19 protein-coding genes are annotated in these 18,106 nt (G+C 69.8%); 14 read left to right on the forward strand and 5 right to left on the reverse strand.

Annotated features, from left to right (window positions below; genetic code table 11):
* From OED01_RS01965 to OED01_RS01975, 3 genes are all read left to right on the forward strand, one after another.
* Positions 1-972 carry an electron transfer flavoprotein subunit alpha/FixB family protein gene (locus OED01_RS01965; RefSeq protein ID WP_264156735.1) on the forward strand — a complete coding sequence of 324 codons (972 nt, stop codon included), beginning with the start codon at positions 1-3 and terminating at the stop codon, positions 970-972.
* Positions 973-1,186: 214 nt separating this feature from the next.
* Complete coding sequence (locus OED01_RS01970) at positions 1,187-2,764, forward strand: cytochrome b/b6 domain-containing protein (protein WP_318841118.1); 1,578 nt, start codon at positions 1,187-1,189, stop codon at positions 2,762-2,764.
* A 23-nt stretch (positions 2,765-2,787) separates the two neighbouring features.
* The gene (locus tag OED01_RS01975; protein ID WP_264156737.1) at positions 2,788-3,939 is read left to right on the forward strand and encodes an acetyl-CoA C-acetyltransferase; all 1,152 of its coding nucleotides are present in this window, start codon (positions 2,788-2,790) and stop codon (positions 3,937-3,939) included.
* A gap of 102 nt (positions 3,940-4,041) precedes the next feature.
* Here OED01_RS01975 and OED01_RS01980 read toward each other — a convergent pair whose 3' ends face one another.
* Entirely contained in the window at positions 4,042-4,548 is a 507-nt protein-coding gene (locus OED01_RS01980) for a GNAT family N-acetyltransferase (RefSeq protein ID WP_264156738.1), read from the reverse strand.
* A gap of 87 nt (positions 4,549-4,635) precedes the next feature.
* On the opposite strand from OED01_RS01980, the gene OED01_RS01985 reads away from it, so the two are divergent.
* Together OED01_RS01985 and OED01_RS01990 are read left to right on the forward strand one after the other, a co-directional pair.
* Positions 4,636-5,196 carry a thioesterase family protein gene (locus OED01_RS01985; protein WP_264156739.1) on the forward strand — a complete coding sequence of 187 codons (561 nt, stop codon included), beginning with the start codon at positions 4,636-4,638 and terminating at the stop codon, positions 5,194-5,196.
* A 33-nt stretch (positions 5,197-5,229) separates the two neighbouring features.
* The gene (locus OED01_RS01990) at positions 5,230-6,570 is read left to right on the forward strand and encodes a hypothetical protein (protein WP_264156740.1); all 1,341 of its coding nucleotides are present in this window, start codon (positions 5,230-5,232) and stop codon (positions 6,568-6,570) included.
* Here the strand turns inward: OED01_RS01990 and OED01_RS01995 are convergent.
* The 3 genes from OED01_RS01995 to OED01_RS02005 are packed head-to-tail and all read right to left on the reverse strand — an operon-like array spanning position 6,474 to position 8,268.
* Positions 6,474-7,022, reverse strand: a complete 549-nt coding sequence (locus tag OED01_RS01995; protein WP_264156741.1) for a hypothetical protein — start codon at positions 7,020-7,022, stop codon at positions 6,474-6,476. The two genes, OED01_RS01990 and OED01_RS01995, sit on opposite strands and share 97 nt — an antisense overlap.
* Positions 7,019-7,567: a DUF4352 domain-containing protein gene (locus OED01_RS02000; protein ID WP_264156742.1), complete on the reverse strand. Its 549-nt coding sequence runs from the start codon at positions 7,565-7,567 to the stop codon at positions 7,019-7,021. The genes OED01_RS01995 and OED01_RS02000 overlap by 4 nt, the downstream gene beginning before the upstream one ends.
* Positions 7,564-8,268 (reverse strand): hypothetical protein, encoded by a 705-nt coding sequence (locus tag OED01_RS02005; protein WP_264156743.1) that lies wholly within the window; start codon positions 8,266-8,268, stop codon positions 7,564-7,566. Before OED01_RS02005 ends, OED01_RS02000 begins: the two co-directional genes overlap by 4 nt.
* A gap of 121 nt (positions 8,269-8,389) precedes the next feature.
* Between OED01_RS02005 and OED01_RS02010 the strand changes: the two genes are divergently transcribed.
* The 9 genes from OED01_RS02010 to rocD all read left to right on the forward strand — a co-directional run bounded on the left by OED01_RS02010 (position 8,390) and on the right by rocD (position 17,744).
* Positions 8,390-8,863, forward strand: coding sequence for a WXG100 family type VII secretion target (locus tag OED01_RS02010; protein WP_264156744.1), 474 nt, complete (start codon positions 8,390-8,392; stop codon positions 8,861-8,863).
* On the forward strand, positions 8,860-9,342 hold the full coding sequence (locus tag OED01_RS02015; RefSeq protein WP_264156745.1) for a hypothetical protein: 483 nt from the start codon (positions 8,860-8,862) through the stop codon (positions 9,340-9,342). Before OED01_RS02010 ends, OED01_RS02015 begins: the two co-directional genes overlap by 4 nt.
* A 15-nt stretch (positions 9,343-9,357) precedes the next feature.
* Entirely contained in the window at positions 9,358-9,915 is a 558-nt protein-coding gene (locus OED01_RS02020) for a CD20-like domain-containing protein (RefSeq protein ID WP_264156746.1), read from the forward strand.
* 65 nt (positions 9,916-9,980) lie between these two features.
* The gene (locus OED01_RS02025) at positions 9,981-13,646 is read left to right on the forward strand and encodes a bifunctional proline dehydrogenase/L-glutamate gamma-semialdehyde dehydrogenase (protein ID WP_264156747.1); all 3,666 of its coding nucleotides are present in this window, start codon (positions 9,981-9,983) and stop codon (positions 13,644-13,646) included.
* A gap of 187 nt (positions 13,647-13,833) precedes the next feature.
* The gene (locus tag OED01_RS02030) at positions 13,834-14,268 is read left to right on the forward strand and encodes a hypothetical protein (RefSeq protein WP_264156748.1); all 435 of its coding nucleotides are present in this window, start codon (positions 13,834-13,836) and stop codon (positions 14,266-14,268) included.
* Positions 14,268-14,495 carry a helix-turn-helix transcriptional regulator gene (locus OED01_RS02035; RefSeq protein ID WP_264156749.1) on the forward strand — a complete coding sequence of 76 codons (228 nt, stop codon included), beginning with the start codon at positions 14,268-14,270 and terminating at the stop codon, positions 14,493-14,495. The genes OED01_RS02030 and OED01_RS02035 overlap by 1 nt, the downstream gene beginning before the upstream one ends.
* 1 nt (position 14,496) lies before the next feature.
* Positions 14,497-15,495, forward strand: a complete 999-nt coding sequence (locus tag OED01_RS02040) for an NAD(P)-dependent alcohol dehydrogenase (RefSeq protein ID WP_264156750.1) — start codon at positions 14,497-14,499, stop codon at positions 15,493-15,495.
* Positions 15,496-15,663: 168 nt separating this feature from the next.
* On the forward strand, positions 15,664-16,542 hold the full coding sequence (gene ddaH / locus OED01_RS02045; RefSeq protein WP_264156751.1) for a dimethylargininase: 879 nt from the start codon (positions 15,664-15,666) through the stop codon (positions 16,540-16,542).
* On the forward strand, positions 16,539-17,744 hold the full coding sequence (gene rocD, locus OED01_RS02050; protein ID WP_264156752.1) for an ornithine--oxo-acid transaminase: 1,206 nt from the start codon (positions 16,539-16,541) through the stop codon (positions 17,742-17,744). The genes ddaH and rocD overlap by 4 nt, the downstream gene beginning before the upstream one ends.
* 178 nt (positions 17,745-17,922) lie before the next feature.
* Here rocD and OED01_RS02055 read toward each other — a convergent pair whose 3' ends face one another.
* Complete coding sequence (locus OED01_RS02055) at positions 17,923-18,096, reverse strand: hypothetical protein (RefSeq protein ID WP_264156753.1); 174 nt, start codon at positions 18,094-18,096, stop codon at positions 17,923-17,925.
* Between the last annotated feature and the right edge of the window lie 10 nt (positions 18,097-18,106).

Here is an 18,106-nt window from a genome sequence, read left to right on the forward strand (position 1 = left end):
ATGGGCTACCCCGAGAACCCGATCCTCGTCCTCGTCGATGTCACGCCGACCGGCGACGCCGCCGGCAGCACGGCGGCGCTCCTCGGTGCCGCCTCGACGATCGGCAGCCCGATCGCGCTCGTCCCCGGTGGCTCGCAGAGCGCGGTGGACGCCGCGGCCGCTGCGGGGGCATCCGTCGTGCTGACCGCCGCGGTCGACGACGCCGTGCTGACCGTCCCGATCGTCGATGCCCTGCAGGCCGCATATGACAGGGTGTCGCCGGATGCCGTGCTCATCTCGAACTCGATCACGGGCCGCGATGTCGCCGGTCGTCTCGCCGTGCGCACCAGGAACGCGCTCTCGGTCGATGCGATCGGGGTGTCCCGCGATGACGAGGGCGTCGTGGCGCACCACTCCGTGTACGGCGGTGCCTACCTCGTGGACTCGGCCCCGACTTACGGCGCGCCCGTCATCACGGTGCGTCAGGGCGCGGTCGACACGCGTGCGGAGGCCGTCGCGTCGCCGACCGTCGAAGAACTCGCCGTGACGGCATCGGGTTCCCCCGCTGCCACGGCAGGACCGATCAAGGCCGTCGAACAGGCATCCACCCGACCGGACCTGCGCGGAGCCGCCCGCGTCGTGTCCGGCGGTCGCGGCCTCGGCTCGAAGGACCAGTTCGCGCTGGTCGAGCAGCTGGCCGACGCGCTCGGTGCCGCCGTCGGCGCGTCGCGCGCGGCCGTGGACGCCGGCTACATCCCCTATGCGCACCAGGTCGGACAGACCGGCGTCTCGGTGTCGCCGCAGCTGTACATCGCGCTCGGCATCTCCGGTGCGATCCAGCACCGTGCCGGCATGCAGACCGCGAAGACGATCGTCGCGATCAATAAGGACGGCGACGCCCCGATCTTCGAGATCGCGGACTTCGGCATCGTCGGAGACGTGTTCGCCGTCGTGCCGCAGGTGATCGAGGCGCTCGAAGCGCGAGGGAAGTAGTCGGATGCTGCGCCGCGGACTGCCTCGTGAACCGGGCGGAGAGCCCTGGCCTCCGGCCGACGCGTCGTTCGACGAGCCGACGCCGGCGTCGACCGCAGGGTCCGGGACCGTCGCGAGTGCCGTGCCGGCCGCGGGCGTCGCGCCGGAGGTCTCCGTTTCGGGGGCCGACACGCCAGATGTCGGACCGTCCGGGGAAGAACGTCCGACGGGTGGCGTGTCGGCCCCCCGGGCGGATGCCGGCGATGCCGCCTCGGCGTCGCCCACAGCCTCCCGCGCACTGCGCCGCGGACTGCCGCGCACGCCCGGTGGTGAACCCTGGCCTCCCGCCGGTTCGGCCACGGCCGGTGCGCCGACCGCTGCCGCAAGTGGCGCGGCGGATGCGGTTGCGCCGTCCGGCACGTCGGCGACGACAGCGGCCCCTGCGGAGACTCCCACCGCGGCGCCCGTCTCGCCCGCGCACGACGTCGCAGCGGCCGACGATGCCGCCACGCTCGCGGCGACCGCGGGTGCCTCGACACCGGCGGATGCCGCGGGGTCCACGCTGCGTCGGGGGCTCCCTCGCTCGCCCGGAGGCGAGCCCTGGCCGCCGGCGGGAACCGCGGTCGCCGCGCCGTCCGCCGCGGCGGCAGCGCCGTCCGCCGCGACGCCAGCACCATCCGCCGCCGCCGAGCCCGACGGCGCGCCTTCGACCGCCCAGCCGCTCGCCGCATCCTCCACCACTCCGGGGGCCGACACGCCGGATGCCGGACCGATCGGCGCAGAACGTCCGACACTTGGCGTGTTGGCCCCCCGGGCGGTGACGGCCGCACGCGACGTCTCCGTCCCGCTCACGGCGGCGCGCACGGTCTGGAACGGCGTCGCTCCGCGGCATGCGCCGGCGCCGGCATCCGAAGGCGGCAAGCGTCCGACGTGGCCGCAGGCCATCGCGGGACTCCTGGGCCTCGCAGGGCTCGGCATCCTCGGCATCGCCGTGATCGCGTTCGTCCGGACGATCCTCAGCACGCCCGCGATGATGGACTTCCTCGCGGCGTTCCCCGGTGAGTACCACCTGCCCGAGGGTACGCAGCCCGGCATCCCCGGCTGGGTCGGCTGGCAGCACTTCTTCAACGTGTTCCTGATGGTGCTGATCATCCGCACGGGACTGACGGTGCGCGCCGAGAAGCGGCCGACGGTGTTCTGGACCTCCCGCCGCAACCCGAAGAGCAAGATCAGCCTCACCCTCTGGCTGCACCAGGCGCTGGACGTGCTCTGGCTCGTCAACGGCGTGATCTTCGTCGTGCTGCTGTTCACGACCGGGCACTGGGTGCGGGTCGTCCCGACGAGCTGGGAGGTCTTCCCCAACGCGCTGTCGGCCGGCCTGCAGTACGTCTCGCTGGACTGGCCCACCGAGAACGGCTGGGCCAACTACAACAGCCTGCAGCAGCTGGCCTACTTCGCGACGATCTTCGTCGCCGCGCCGCTGGCCACGATCACGGGCGTGCGGATGTCCGGCATCTGGCCGAAGGATGCCGAGAAGCTCAACCGCGCGTATCCGGTCGAGTGGGCGCGCGCCGTGCATTTCCCGGTGATGCTGTACTTCATCGCCTTCATCGTCGTGCACGTGATCCTCGTGATGGCGACGGGGGCGCTGCGCAACCTCAACCACATGTACGCGTCGCAGGACCTCGTCAGCTGGACCGGGGCATGGGTGTTCATCGCGTCGCTCGTCGTCATCGCGATCGGCTGGGTCGCCGCGCGGCCCCTGATCGTCGCGCCGATCGCGAAGGGCTTCGGCAACGTCTCAGGGCGCTGAATCGACCTCGGAGGAGGAAGAACATGGCAGAGGCATACATCGTCGACGCGGTGCGGTCGCCGGTCGGCAGACGGGGCGGTTCGCTCTCCGGCATCCACCCGGCCGACCTCGGCGCGCACAGCCTTCGGGCGCTCGTGGACCGCGTCGGCATCGACCCGGGTGCGATCGATGACGTCATGATCGGCGCGATCGACGCGATCGGTGGTCAAGCAGGCAACGTGGGGCGCACCGCGGTCCTGGTGGCGGGGTTCCCCGAGCACGTCCCTGGCGTCACGATCGACCGGCAGTGCGGCTCCAGCCAGCAGGCCGTGCACTTCGCCGCTCAGGCCGTCATGAGCGGGACGGCCGACCTCGTGATCGCCGGCGGCCTGCAGAACATGTCGCAGCTGCCGATCCTGTCGTCCGCCGCCGCGGGTGAGGCGTACGGGTTCTCGACTCCGTACGCGGAATCACCCGGGTGGCAGGCGAGGTACGGCGGACACGAGATCTCGCAGTTCGTCGGCGCCGAACTGATCGCCGAGAAGTGGGGCATCACGCGCGAGGAGATGGAGCAGTTCGCGCTGGAGAGCCACCGCCGTGCGGCAGCCGCGCAGGACGACGGGCGCTTCGATCACGAGATCGTGGCGCTGAACGGCCTGACCGCGGATGAGGGCGTCCGCCGCGACACCACGCTCGAGCGCATGGCCGGTCTGCAGCCGCTGCGCCCGGGTGGCCGGTTGACCGCGGCGGTCGCCTCGCAGATCAGCGACGCATCGAGCGCCGTGCTCATCGCCGGCGAGCGGGCCGTCGAGGACCATGGTCTGACTCCACGAGCGCGCATCCATCACCTCTCGGTGCGCGGGGATGACCCGGTCTTCATGCTCACCGCGCCCATCGCCGCCACGAAGCACGCGCTGGAGCGCGCCGGCATGAGCATCGACGACATCGACCTGTTCGAGGTCAACGAGGCGTTCGCGTCGGTCGTGCTGGCGTGGATGCACGAGACCGGCGCTCCAGTCGAGAAGGTGAACGTGAACGGCGGGGCGATCGCGCTGGGGCATCCGATCGGCGCGACGGGCACGCGGCTGATGGCGACCATGCTCAACGAGCTCGAGCGCACCGGCGGCCGCTACGGGCTGCAGACGATGTGCGAGGGCGGCGGGGTCGCCAACGTCACGATCATCGAACGCCTCTGATCACCGGCATCCCGCCACGAGAGATCAGCGAGACTTACCTTGCGGGGTGAGACTTGGCCGGTGGGGCCAAGTGTCACCGCACAAAGTAAGTCTCGCGGGTGGTCAGCGGACGAAGCGGACCTCGGTCAGCGTCTCGCCGAGGAACGGCTCGGTGTGCGTGGCACCGTCGAGGTGGAACCCGTTGCGCGTGTAGAAGCGGTGCGCGCGGGGATTGTCCTCGGCGACCCACAGGTACAGCGGCTCGTCCTTCTCCACGGCGGCGTCGAACAGCTTCTGCCCGAGGCCGGTGGAGTGCCAGGCGTCCAGGAGATAGATGAAGTAGAGTTCGCGGTTCGCGGGAGCATCCTTGTCTCGCGCAGGGCCGGAGCCGACGAAACCGACGATCTCCCCGTCGACGAGCGCTGCGCTCATCTTGAACTCGGGACCCTGGATGGCCCAGTGCGTCCACAGCTCGGCGAGGCGCCGCGGTGAGACCTTCTCGAGTGCTGCCTTGCTGATCAGGTGGTCGTAGGTCTCGTGCCAGCACTGTGCGTGCACACGACCCAGAGCCTCCGCATCCACATCACGGACCGGACGGACGATGACTTCTGGCTGGGCTTCGGCGCTCATGCCCGTGACTCTACGCGCGGGTCGGGGGAACCGGAAATCTACCGGCTGTAGAAGAGAGCCCCGGTGTTGGCGGTACGCTCGCACCTTGTGAACGTGATCTGGCGGACCCTGCTCGTGATGTGGAGCGCACGGCGTCGTGCGCGGCGCGAAGGGCGCATCGCGCCGACCGAGATCGGTCGCATCCGACTCACCACGCTGCCCACGGACATCGACGTGCTGCGGCACATGAACAACGGCCGCTACCTGTCGCTGTTCGACCTCGGACGCTGGGATCTGCTCGTGCGCACCGGCATGAGCGAGGTCATGAAGCGCAACGGCTGGTACGCGGTCGTGTCGTCCGAGACGGTGACGTTCCGCAAGTCGCTCGAACTGTGGCAGCGCTTCGACGTCGAGTCACGCCTGCTCGGCCACGACGACAAGGCGATCTACATGGAGCATCGTGCGGTCGTGGGCGGCGAGATCTATGCTCGGGTGATCGTCCGAGCCAGGATGCTCAAGAGAAGCGGCGGGACGCTCTCGCATCAGGAGCTCTTCGCCGCGGTCGGCCGCCCAGAGGGCATCCCGGATGTCGAGCCGTGGATCCACGAATGGGCCGCGGCATCCGCCCTTCCGTCCACGCGCGCCGAGGCGCCGAGCGTCTGGTCGTAGACCGCCGTTCGCATCGGGCGCTAACGTGGCTTCGTGCTGACCCTCCTCGCCTCGACCGGGCGCGTGCTCGCCGGGCACTGGCCCGCGCTCGTGGCGTGGTTCCTGGCCGGGTATCTGCTTCACTTCGGGCTCATCCAGCTCGCCGGCTACGTCGGCGCATGGAGCACGACCGGTGGACTGCTGCTGCTCCCGCTGGCGATCCTGGCGCGGCTGATCGCCTTCGTCGCCATGTTCCTCGTGGTCCGCGACGGCCTGCGCGAGCTGCAGGCGATCGCCCCGGTGCCGCAGGCTGCGGCCGAGCGACGGCAGACATTCCTGAACACGCTGCTCGCCAGCATCCTGCCCTTCTTCGCGGTGTACGCGGCCTGGGGGATGCTGCAGGACGACGTGATCGCGTACGACTTCCGGGCGCTCCAGGTGCGCAGCGACATCGGGTGGCGTGCGATCGTCGACGGCTCCGAGGCGCCGACCGGTGCCCTCGGCACGGATCTGACGCTGGATGCCGTGACGGGAATGCTCATCGTCGTGGCGTTCGCGGGTCGGTGGGCATGGAAGAAATGGCCGAAGAAGCTCCCGGCTCCGTTCTCGGTGCTCGCGGTGTACCTCGAAGCCGTCTGGGTGCTCCTGTCGATCATGGTCATCAAGGGGGCGCTCGAAGGCCTGCAGGCCTGGGTCGACACCCGCGTCGGCATCCAATGGGCCCTGGAGTTCCGCGACTGGGTCGGCGAGCAGTTGACGCCGCTCGCGTGGGTGTGGGACGGCGTCGAGTGGTTCATCGGCCAGCTCGCCGGACTCACGGTGGAGCCGCTGGCATGGCTCGCGATCGCCGGCGTGATCTACGGCCAGGCGATCGCGGCCGAGAAACCGAAGCTCGACATCGCGCTGTACAAGCGGGCGCGCACCCACGTCGACAGGGTCCCGTCCCTGCTGCGTCGGATGCTGGGGCAGCTGGGCGCCGAGTTCACGTCGCGCTTCACGCCCATCATCGACGCCATCGTGCTCATGTGGCGTGCCGGACCGGTGCTCATCGGCACGTACATCCTGCTGTACACGATCGTCCTGGCCGGCGACACGACGCTGGACCTCGTGATCTCGCGTCTGATCGGCCCGCAGTCCCTCGCGGATTTCTGGCAGGTGATCAGTGACGGGCTGGTCCTGTTCGTCGCGGTCATCGTCGAGCCGATCCGCATCAGCGTGGTCGCCGGCGCGTACGACGATTCGCTGGGCGCGCTGCGGCGGTATCAGCACGTCCGCGCCGCGACGACTCCCACGGGAGGTCAGGGTTCGACGGAGAACCTGACGAAGCTCGGAAACGAGGAGATCTCGGCGATCTCGACCCAGAACGGTCCCTCCGCGTCCTCGGGCACGATGTAACCCACGACGATCTCGTACGGCCCGAGCGGGAGCGGTTCGCCGTCCTCGTCCTCTTCCGGCGATGCGCAGAAGGTGTGCTCGTCGGACGAGTACTCGAACCCCAGATCGTAGGTCATGTGCTCCCACCGGCGGCCGGTGCTCTGCTCCACGAGCGTCGGGGACGAGCAACGCGGCGGTTCACCGCGCGGATCGACCGGGACGGCGACGCCGATCACCCTGCTGTCGGCCGGGGCGATGAGTCCTTCGCCGCCGGTGAGGTCCTTGGCTCTGACCGGACCCCAATCGGCGTCGGCCAGCTCGACCGTGCCGTCCGCGCCAGGGTCGCGGGGGATGGTCGGCTCGTACGCGTAGTACCGCGCCCACGCGACACCGACCAACGTCGCAGCCGTGATCGGCAGGAGGACGGCGAGCGCGGCGAGCGCGATCCGGTTGCGTCGCCACCAGCCGCTCACGGGTTCGTCCAATCGGTCTTCGGGATCTCCGCATCCGCAACGGGGTCCAGGGCGTCGAGGTCGATCTCGAGCTCGATGACGGAGTCCGCGCGGGTGTCCTCCTGGGAGGACAGCTGCAGGATGCCGGTGCCGGACAGGGCATCCGCGGGGAGCTCGAACGCGATCGTGCCGCTCTTCGGGATGCCCGTGACCAGCCGTGTCTTGAAGATCGACTCCGGACGATCGCTCGCGCGGAACGAGCGATCGCCGATAGTCAGCGTCGCGCCGCCGAGGAGCGTCCCGTACTGCTCGAGGGTGGCCTCGGCATCCACGTCGACGAGCAACCAGGTGCCTTCGGCGGTCCAACCGCCCGGCGCCGAGATGCTCTCCGCCATGCGCACGTCCTGAACCGTCAGGGCGAGATCGCGGCCGACGGCCTCTTCGCCGATCGAGGTCCTGACCACGAACGGGGCGACGAATGCGCTGTCATCCGGCGTGACGAGTGCGACCAGCCAGGCGGAGACGAGGAGGGCAGCCGTGAGCAGCCACGGGAGCGCGCGATTCATTCGGTCACCCCCGCTCCGACGTCCTCGATCGGAAGCGAGGCGTGGGCGGCGACCTCGACGTCGTCCCAGTAGTCGCCGTAGACGAAGTACTCGCCGGTGAACTCGGTCGCGGTGTGCAGGGCGACGCGGATATCGTCTCCTTCGGCGAACGCATCGGCAGGGACAGCCCACGCCAATACCAGGGGAGCGGTGACCCCCGGCTGCAGCCACGGACTCAGCGTCGTGTCGTCATAGCGCGCGACGCTCGGCGCGACATCCGGGGCGCCTTCGATGCGGATCTCCGTGATGCCGCCGTCGCCCGTCGACGGGCGCGCGGCATCGTCGATGTTCGTGACGTCCATGATCACCGCGAGCACGCGTTGGCCCTCTTCCACCCGGATGCCGGCTTCCCCGAGTTCGTCGATGAGGACAGCGCGCTGCGGGGTCATCTCCATGCCGGCGCCCGTGAACGTGTCGCCGGGGCCGAGCTCCGGCAGCGGCGGCTCGGGGACCGCTCCGAGGCCGCCGAAGCCGGCGGTGGCGCCGAGGATGAGCACGGTGGCTGCGCCGCCGATCCACTTCGTCGAGACGCGGGACGTGACGGCGGAGACCCACTTCTTCGGCGGCGCGGCCGACGCGGGAGAGGGCTGTTCGGGGTCGCTCGAGGTCGCGGCCGCGATCGCGCCGTCGATCGCCCCCTGAGCTGCCCCCGACCGAGTCACGGCAACATCCTAGAGTTCCGGCGGGTCACGGTGAAACACAACGACGCTGCATGGGCAGTGCTGCCCATGGTCGGATCGTCGTCGTCTGGCTGCTCTCGGTGGTCGGACGTGTGTCGTGGGGATGATGTTGCCGGATGAGCTGATCTGGATCATGGAGAAGCTCGGTTTCGAGTGGCCGGATGTGGACGAGGATGAACTCCGCCGTGGCGGAGACATCATCGGGACGTTCCGGGGCGAACTCGAGGGGAAGATCCAGGCCGTCGACAGGAAGGTCAACGGCGATCTGGCGGCAGCGATGCGCGGGCAGGCCGGTCCCGCATTCGTGAGCGCGTGGAACGCGAACAGATCGCAGAACCTGCAGCGGATGCTGGACCTTCTGGAGCCTGTGCCCGCAGCGACGGACATCGCAGCGGGCGTGATACTGGGGTTGAAGATCAAGGTGATCGCGGACGTGACGCTCAAGAGCGGAACAGCCACCCGCGACCCCGCACAGCGTTTGTTCGACGGTACCGTTAGTAGAAACGGGCCCGCCGGCGCGATCCTCGATGGTGAACGCAGCGAGATCATTCAGGTGATTTTGGAGAAGGTGGAATGACTCGACGAACGCATGTCGTGGAATCGAACGGAGTGAGCCGAGGGCCGCTCATCGACACGATGCGGCCGTATCCGGAGGCGATCCGCTTCTCGCTGAACCGCATGAACGGCTCATCATTCTGGGCCTACAGCCTGTGGCGTGCGCCGGAGGGCGCTGACCTGCTGGATGACATCCCGCTGTCCGACGAGTCCATGCAGTGCGCAGGTTCCGCAGAGGCGTTGACGATCGAGGTGCGCACGCTCGATGCGGACGGAACGCCGCATCAGTACACGGTCGGCAAGCCCGGTGAGCAGACCGGAGACCCCACAGAGGTCATCCGGTGGGATGATGGGCGACACAGCACGAAGGTGTTCCGGAACGAGGTGTTCACCGCGGATGAGGCCGCCGAGGTGTTCTACGCCTATTTCCTCACGGACACCGTTTCCGCCCCATATGTCCTGCGCGAGCTCGACCTGTCCTGGCCACCGGCCCGCGGCTGAATCGGAGAAGATCCCATGACCGACAACACCGACCGCACTCCGGATCCGCGCCGGCAGGATGTGCCGCCGCCCGCACCGCATCTGCCGAGTCCCGGTGCCGGCTATCCGGGTACTTCGCCCGCCGGAGGCGGCTACCCTGACCCGACCGTTCCCGTGGTCTATCCGCCGACCGGCGCCCCCGGAGACCAGCAGCTCGGCAACACCGCGCCCTACGCTCCCGGATACGGCGCCCCGTCCGCGTACGCCGGACCGCCGTCCGCGGCGGCACCAGGACCGGGCGGCCTCGCGATCACGGCACTGATCCTCGGGATCGTGGCTTTCGTGACCGCGTGGATCCCGTTCCTCGGGCTGATCGTCGCGATCGCCGGCATCGTGGTGGGGATCATCGGCGTCCGCCGCAGTCAGGGACGTCCGCTGTCGATCACGGGTCTGATCCTCTCCGGGGTGTCGTTCCTGATCGCCGCCGTCGTGACCGTGATCATCGCCGTGCTCATCCCGATCGCCGTCGAGGACTCGTACTCCTCGAGCGCCGGCGTCCACAGCTCGGTCCAGGTGGTCCCCGACCAGAGCTGACACCGACACGGCGGCCTTCGCTGTGCCTGAGCAGGAGTCGGCAGCCGCGCTCCTAGGCTGTGGACATGGTCGTCTCACCCGTGTCGTCCGATCCGCTGGCCGAACGCGCCGTCGCGCTCGTGCGGCGCTGGGTCGCCGAGGCGGCGATCGTCGAACCGCACCCGGCGGCCCAGCGACTCGCCGAGGTGCTGCGCGACGACCGAGGGCTCGCCTTCACGCTCGGGTTCGTGGACGGCGTGCTCCGACCGGAGAGCCTGAGCGCCGCCGCTGCACAGCTGCGCCGGATCGCCCCCGACGTTCCCGAATTCCTGCCCTGGTACCTGCGAGGCGCGGTCCGCGTCGGCGGAGGGATCGCTCCGGTCCTCCCCGCGCCGACGGTCCCGCTCGCCCGTCGGGCACTGCGAGAGATGGTCGGCCATCTGATCGTCGACGCGCGACCGGCGAAGCTGGGAGCCGAGATCGGACGCATCCGCGAGAGCGGAGCGACGCTCAACATCAACCTCCTCGGCGAGGCGGTGCTCGGCGAAGCGGAGGCGAAACGCCGGCTCGACGGCATCCACGACCTCATCCGACGCCCGGACGTCGACTACGTCTCGGTCAAGGTCTCATCGATCCTCAGCAGGCCGGACGCCTGGTCTTTCGATGAAGTGGTGGATGCCGCGGCCGCACGTCTCCTGCCGCTGTACCTCACCGCGCTCGAGCACGGCGTGTTCATCAACCTCGACATGGAGGAGTACCGCGACCTCGATCTCACGATCGCAGTGTTCACCCGCATCCTCGAGGAGCCGCGGCTCGCCCGGCTGGAAGCCGGCATCGTCCTGCAGGCGTACCTGCCGGACTCGCTGTCGGCGCTGCGGGAGCTGACCGCTTGGGCGCACGACCGCGTCGCGCACGGCGGAGCACGCATCAAAGTACGGCTGGTGAAGGGCGCGAACCTGCCGATGGAGCGGGTGGACGCCGCGATGCACGGGTGGCCGCAGGCCGCGTACGACACGAAGCTCGACACCGACGCGAATCATCTGCGCCTGCTCGATGAAGCGCTGCAACCCGGCAACGTCGCGGCCGTGCGCGTGGGCGTCGCCGGCCACAATCTCTTCGACATCGCGTACGCCCGCCTGCTCGCGGGCGCGCGCGGGCTCTCTACCCCGGCGGACGAGTCGGACGGTCGTGCCGCGGATGTCGAATTCGAGATGCTGCTCGGCATGGCAGAGGGCCACCGCCGTGCCGTCTCGAAGGACGTCGGACCGGTGAGGCTGTACGTTCCCGTGGTGCACCCGCACGAGTTCGACGTCGCCATCGGCTACCTCGCACGCCGCCTGGAGGAGAGCGCATCGGCGGAGAACTTCCTGTCCGCCGCATTCCAACTCGCCGAGGACGAGCGGCTCTTCGTCCGCGAACAGGACCGCTTCCTCGACGCCCTCGACCGGTCGGGGCAGCCCACCCTGCGGGCGACACCCAGGCGCACCCAGGATCGCCGAGCGCCGGTGCACGAATCCATCCGCACCGTGACGCCCGCTCCGGTGATCGAGACCGACCTGACGAACATCGTGCTGGGGATCTCGCGCGGGTCGGAGGATGATCCGTTCCTGGAGACGGCGGTGTACTCGCAGCACGAGACGGCGCCGGATGCCGGCGGGGCTCCGGGGTTCGCGAACACCCCCGACACCGACCTGTCGCTGGCGGCGAATCGCGAGTGGGCGCGCGACATCCGCGCGCGCGTGGGCGGATCGACCGTGGGAATCGACGTTGTGCGCGCAGCCGCAGTCGCCGACGAGGCGGAGGTCGATGCCATCGTCGCCGGGGTGCGGCGCGCAGGCGCGGCCTGGGGCGCGCGGCCGGCCGCGGAGCGCGCCGAGGCCCTGATGCGGGCCGCCGTCGCGCTGGAGTCACGGCGGGCCGAGCTCATCGAGATCGCAGCTGACGAGGCGGGCAAAGTGCTCGCCGAAGGAGACATCGAGGTCAGCGAGGCGGTCGACTTCGCGCGCTACTACGGCGCCAAGGCTCGCGAGCTGGACGCGATCGCCGGGGCGACGTTCGTCCCCTCTCGCGTCACGGTCGTCGCTCCGCCGTGGAACTTCCCGCTCGCCATCCCTGCCGGGGGAGTGCTGGCCGCGCTCGCCGCAGGTTCCGGCGTCATCCTGAAGCCCGCACCCCAGGCCCGGAGGTGCGCCGCGGTGATCGCCGAGGCGCTCTGGCAGTCCGGCATCCCTCGGGACGTGCTCGCGCTCGCCGATGTCCCGGAGGGCCCGCTCGGACAGGCCCTGATCGCGCACCCGGACGTCGACAGGGTCATCCTGACCGGGTCGTGGGACACCGCAGAGCTGTTCCGATCGTGGCGTCCCGACCTGCCGCTGCATGCGGAGACCAGTGGGAAGAACGCGATCGTCATCGCGTCGTCCGCCGACGTCGACCTCGCGGTCGCCGATCTGGTGCGGAGCGCGTTCTTCCACGCCGGGCAGAAGTGCTCCGCGGCATCCCTCGCGATCCTGGTCGGTCCGATCGGCCGCTCGCAGCGTTTCGCACGGCAACTCGCTGATGCGACGAGATCGCTGCGCGTCGGCTGGCCTGCCGAGCCGCGCGTCGACGTCGGGCCCGTGATCGAACCGCCCCGCGGCAAGCTCGCCTGGGCGCTGAGCGAGCTCGACCAGGACGAGCACTGGATCGTCCGCCCGGCACCGGTGCCGGGGGACACCAGCGGTCGGTTGTGGAGTCCCGGCATCCGTGCCGGTGTGCTGCCGGGGTCACGGTTCCATCGCGAGGAGTTCTTCGGACCCGTGCTCGGAGTCATGCACGCGCCGAATCTCGAGCGCGCGATCGACCTGCAGAACGAGGTGGCGTACGGCCTCACGGCCGGTCTGCACACGCGCGACCCTGACGACCTCGCGCTCTGGCTCGATCGCGTGCAGGCCGGCAATCTCTACGTCAACCGCGGCATCACCGGCGCGATCGTGCAGCGCCAGCCGTTCGGCGGGTGGAAGCGGTCGTCGGTCGGTCCTGGCGCCAAGGCGGGCGGACCGAACCACCTGATCGCGCTCGGGTCCTGGCGCGCGAGCGGTACCGGTCCGGCGTCGAGCACGCTGCACCTCCGAGGGCTGGATTCGCGGATCACCGATCTCATCGAATCCGCGCAGCCCTCGCTGGACTTCGAACGGTTCGAATGGCTGCGCCGCGCGGCCCTCTCGGACGCGATCGCGTGGGACCGGGAATTCGGTCAGGTGCGCGACGTCTCGCGGCTCGGCGTCGAACGCAACCTGTTCCGCTACCGGCCCGTCGACGTGTCGATCAGAGCGACGGCGGATGCCGGGTGGCACGAGCTGCTGCGCGTGATCGTCGCGGCGATCCGCAGCGGTGCCGGCTTCTTCGTCTCCACGCCCGTGGGGCTGCCGGCCGAGGTCCGCCGGTCGCTCACCGAGCTCGGAGCCGCGGTCGCGGTCGAATCGGATGACGAGTGGGTGCAGCGGATGTCGCGCGTCTCGCCGACCGAGCTTCCGGAAGCGGGGGTGCCGCCGCGACCGCCGCGCGTGCGACTGGTCGGATCGCGTGCCGCGGTCGCCGATCTTCACCGCGTGCTCGCCGAGGCGATCTCCGGCGACCCTGACGTCGCGGTCTACGACGGTGAGGTCACCGGGGCCGGCCGCATCGAGTTGCTGACGTTCCTGCACGAGCAGTCGATCTCGATCACGGCGCACCGCTTCGGCCAGCCGGACGACTGGAGCGCCGAGGTCATCTGACCTGCCCGCCGCTCCGCCACCGACCCCACCCGCCCGTCCCAAACGTTCGAGTAGCGATGTCTGCTCGAAATCGGCTGTTCCGGAGCGAACAAAGCGATTCGAACGGCGGAAGTGTAAAGAATTCTTGACATCCGGATGCCGCGGGCGTACCTTGCGTGTAAAGAATCTTTTACACAAGGAGGCGGTCGTGGTCTACGAGGAGCGCAACACCTGGACGGGCCTGGTCGTCAGCGTCATCGCGATGACCGGTTACGTGATCGCCGTGCTGCAGAGCGCGGGCGGCCGCCCTCTGACGGAGGTCGACTGGTTCCCGATCATGCTGTGGACGATCGGCATCAGCATCGTCGCGACCATCCTCCTCAGCATCCTGTGGGGTCTGTTCGCAGGGGCGAAGGACCCGGACGGCGTCGGGAAGTCCGACATCCGCGACCGTGACATCGGACACATGGGCTCGCGGGTCGAGCAGGCCTTCCTCGTGATCGCCGGCCTCGGCGTGATCGCGCTGTGCGCGGTCGGCGCCGACGTCTTCTGGATCGCCAACACGATGTTCGCCGGCTTCGCGGTGTCCGCGATCGTCGGCGGAGTCGCGCGGGTCATCGCGTACCGGCGGGGGCTCGTCTGATGGTCAAGCCGACCCGCGTCACGAACACGATTCGCGCCCAGCGCGATCAGGCGGGGCTCACCCAGGCCGAGCTCGCCCGGCGCGTCGGCGTGACCCGCCAGACTCTCATCGCGATCGAGCAGGGCAAGTACTCGCCGACCCTCGAACTCGCGTTCCAGATCGCGCGCATCTTCGACGTGCGCCTCGACGAGCTCTTCCACTATCCCGAGCACGCTCCGGAGGCCTGACATGACCGAGACGATGACAGCGTGGCGCCGGGAGACCTATGGGCCAGCCACCGGAACCGCTCCGGTGCAGCTTCCGATCCCGACCCCCGGTCGCGATGAGGTCGTGGTGCGTGTGCGCGCCACCGCACTCAACGGCGGCGACGTGCACATCCTGCACGGCGACCCGCTGCTGGTCCGACCCGTGTTCGGCCTGCGGCGGCCGAAGCAGCCGGTGCGCGGGATGGACATCGCCGGCACCGCCACCGCCGTCGGCCCCGGCGTCGTCGGCGTCGAGGTCGGCGAGGAGGTCGTCGGCGAGCTCCCCGCTGGAGGCGGCCTCGCGACGTTCGTGGTGGCGCCCGCCGCCCGGCTGGTCCCTCGCCCACCCGGCGTGGCGCCCGCGCACGCCGCCTCCCTGCCGATCGCCGCGGGGACGGCATGGCAAGCGCTGGATGCCGCGCAGATCGGCATCGACGGCGACGCACAGCCGCGGGTGCTGATCATCGGGGCCTCCGGCGGCGTCGGCACGTTCGCGGTGCAGCTGGCCGCCCTCCGCGGCGCCGAGGTGTGGGCATCCTGCGGTCAACGCAGCGCGGCGCTCGTGCGCCGCCTCGGTGCGACGCGCACCCTCGACCACCGCAGCGCTCCGCTCACGGAGCTGCCGGCGGGAACCTTCCACGCCGTGATCGACATCGCGGGGCGGGCACCGCTGCGCCATCTGCGTCGACTCCTCGAACCGCGGGGAAGCATCGTGCTCGTCGGCGGCGAGGGCGGGCACGTTCTCGGCCCGATCCCACGGATGCTGGCAGCGGCGCTCCTGTCGATCGGATCGCGGCGGCGCATCCGTCCGCTCGCGGCATCCGCGCATCCGGAGATCCTGCACAAGCTCCTCGAACTGGTGGACGAGGGCGACCTCGTCCCCGTGATCGAGCAGGAGTACGCGTTCGCGGATGCCCCCGCAGCCCTCGGGCATGTCGAGGCGGGGCACACGATCGGCAAGGTCGTCGTCCGCGGGGCGTGAGCGCACCGGCACTGCATCGCGATGAAATCTGGCGCGTTCTCAGCGGTGGGTGACACAATGGCATCTGGCGTGCCCGTGTCGCATCTTCCCCGCCTCGTACTGAGCTCCGGGTCGAAGGCCCGCCGGGCCCCTGGACAGCGTCCGCCGCATCTCTTCCTGAGGAGCACCATGTCGACGCCCGAGACCGTCACCGCCACGGCCCCGACCCGCACCGCGCACCGCCGCCGCTACCTGATGTGCCGCCCGGAGCACTTCACGGTCAGCTACACGATCAACCCGTGGATGGAGCCGGCGAAGCCGACCGACACGGCCAAGGCGGTCGCGCAGTGGCAGAAGCTGCATGACCTCTACCTCGAGCTCGGTCACGAGGTCGAGCTGATCGACCCGCTGCCCGGATACCCCGACATGGTCTACACGGCCAACGGCGGCTTCCTCATCGACGGCCGCGCGTACGTCCCGGAGTTCCGCTTCGTCGAGCGCCAGGGCGAGGCGCCCGCGTTCGCTGAGTGGTTCCGCGCGAACGGGTTCGACACGGTCATGCCGGAGGAGGTCAACGAGGGCGAGGGCGATTTCCTGCTCGTCGGCGACGTGATCCTGGCCGGCACCGGCTTCCGCTCCACGGGCGACAGCCACCGTGAGGTCGGCGACGTGTTCGGCCGCGAGGTCGTCTCGCTCAACCTCGTCGATCCGCGCTTCTACCACCTCGACACGGCGATCGCCGTGCTCGACCCGGTGCAGGGCACCGAGAACGGCGGGCCGGAGCGGGCGAACATCGCCTACCTGCCCGGCGCCTTCGACGACGCGAGCCGCGCGATCCTCGAAGAGCGCTTCCCCGAGGCGATCCTCGTCTCGGACGAGGACGGCGCCGTGTTCGGCCTGAACTCGGCCAGCGACGGCTACAACGTCGTCATCTCGCCGCGCGCGACCGGGTTCGAGAAGCAGCTGCGCGAGCGCGGCTACAACCCGATCATGGTCGACCTGTCCGAGCTGCTGCTCGGCGGCGGAGGCATCAAGTGCTGCACGCTCGAGCTGCGAGGCGCGAAGTGACTGCCGTCGAGACGCACGTCGCCGGCGGACTCGAGCCGCACGTCGCCGAGAACTACCACCCGCTGCCCGTCACGATCGCCCGTGGCGAGGGGGCCTGGGTGACGGATGTCGAGGGCAAGCGCTACCTCGATCTGCTCGCCGCGTACTCGGCCGTGAACTTCGGCCACCGGCACCCAGCGCTCGTCGCGGCCGTGACCGAGCAGCTCGGTCGAGTGACGCTGACGAGCCGCGCCTTCATGAACGACCGGCTCGAGCCGTTCGCCGAGGCGCTCGCGCGTCTGTGCGGCAAGGAGCTCGTGCTGCCGATGAACACCGGCGCCGAAGCCGTCGAGACCGGCATCAAGGTCGCCCGCGCGTGGGGCTACCGGGTCAAGGGCATCCCCGCGGATGCCGCGCGCATCGTCGTCGCGGCCGGCAACTTCCACGGTCGCACCACGACGATCGTGAGCTTCAGCGACGACGAGTCCGCGCGAGGCGGGTTCGGCCCGTTCATGACCGGTTTCGACATCGTCCCGTTCGGCGATGCGGATGCCGTCGCAGCAGCGATCACGGATGACACCGCGGCGGTCCTCGTCGAGCCCATCCAGGGCGAGGCGGGCGTCGTCATACCGCCCGAGGGCTATCTCCGACGCATTCGCGAGATCTGCAACGAGCGCAACGTGCTGTTCATCGCCGACGAGATCCAGGCCGGCCTCGGCCGTGTCGGGGAGACGTTCGCATGCGATCGCGAGGATGTCGTGCCGGATCTGTACCTGCTCGGCAAGGCGCTCGGCGGCGGCATCCTGCCGGTGTCGGCGGTTGTCGGGAACCGTGACGTGCTCGGGGTCATCCGTCCGGGCGAGCACGGGTCGACGTTCGGCGGCAACCCGCTCGCGGCGGCCGTCGGCCTCCGGGTCGTCGAGATGCTCGAATCGGGCGAGGTGCAGGAGCGCTCGCGTGCTCTCGGTGCCCACCTGGCCGTGGGACTCGAGAAGCTCATCGGACAGGGCGTGACCGCGGTCCGCTCCGCGGGGCTCTGGGCAGGCGTCGACATCGACCCGGCGAAGGGCACCGGACGACAGATCGCCGAGAAGCTCATGGAGCGCGGCGTGCTGGTCAAGGACACGCACGGGCAGACGATCCGCATCGCACCGCCGCTCGTGATCCGCGCGACGGAGATCGACTGGGCGCTGGAACAGCTGCGCCTCGTTCTGGAGGGCTGACTCGCGTTCCCGTCGCTCGTCGCTCAACGAGCGAGGTGTGGCGGGTCCCCTTCATCGTTCGTTGAGCGAGCGGAGCGAGTCGAAACGCGCCAGGTGGCTGAGGTTCTTCGGCCGTAACGCGTTTCGTCTCCTCGCTTCGCTCGTCGCTCAACGAGCGGGTATGGTTCGACGGGGTCGCTCAAGCCGGGTTGTCGTCGGGGTCGAGCGTGCGCAGAGTGTCCTCCTCGGCGGCGTTGTCGGCCGTCAGCTGCTCCTCGGTCGTCTCATCGCCGCCGAGAGGCGCGTCTTCTTCGATGTCCGGCCCTTCCGCCGGCTCTTCGGGGTGCGGTGTGCGTCCGGTGTGCTGGTCCATACCGTGAGCG

The organism is Microbacterium sp. M28 (assembly GCF_025836995.1).
Taxonomy (GTDB): Bacteria; Actinomycetota; Actinomycetes; order Actinomycetales; family Microbacteriaceae; genus Microbacterium.

Coding starts and splice junctions, on each gene's coding strand:
- OED01_RS02020 (WP_264156746.1), top strand. CDS start 9,358: ATGACCGACAACACCGACCGCACTCCGGATCCGCGCCGGCAGGATGTG.
- OED01_RS01965 (WP_264156735.1), top strand. CDS start 1: ATGGGCTACCCCGAGAACCCGATCCTCGTCCTCGTCGATGTCACGCCG.
- OED01_RS02040 (WP_264156750.1), top strand. CDS start 14,497: ATGACCGAGACGATGACAGCGTGGCGCCGGGAGACCTATGGGCCAGCC.
- OED01_RS02025 (WP_264156747.1), top strand. CDS start 9,981: ATGGTCGTCTCACCCGTGTCGTCCGATCCGCTGGCCGAACGCGCCGTC.
- OED01_RS02010 (WP_264156744.1), top strand. CDS start 8,390: ATGATGTTGCCGGATGAGCTGATCTGGATCATGGAGAAGCTCGGTTTC.
- OED01_RS02055 (WP_264156753.1), bottom strand. CDS start 18,096: ATGGACCAGCACACCGGACGCACACCGCACCCCGAAGAGCCGGCGGAA.
- OED01_RS01980 (WP_264156738.1), bottom strand. CDS start 4,548: ATGAGCGCCGAAGCCCAGCCAGAAGTCATCGTCCGTCCGGTCCGTGAT.
- OED01_RS02035 (WP_264156749.1), top strand. CDS start 14,268: ATGGTCAAGCCGACCCGCGTCACGAACACGATTCGCGCCCAGCGCGAT.
- ddaH (WP_264156751.1), top strand. CDS start 15,664: ATGTCGACGCCCGAGACCGTCACCGCCACGGCCCCGACCCGCACCGCG.
- OED01_RS02000 (WP_264156742.1), bottom strand. CDS start 7,567: ATGAATCGCGCGCTCCCGTGGCTGCTCACGGCTGCCCTCCTCGTCTCC.
- OED01_RS02015 (WP_264156745.1), top strand. CDS start 8,860: ATGACTCGACGAACGCATGTCGTGGAATCGAACGGAGTGAGCCGAGGG.
- OED01_RS01975 (WP_264156737.1), top strand. CDS start 2,788: ATGGCAGAGGCATACATCGTCGACGCGGTGCGGTCGCCGGTCGGCAGA.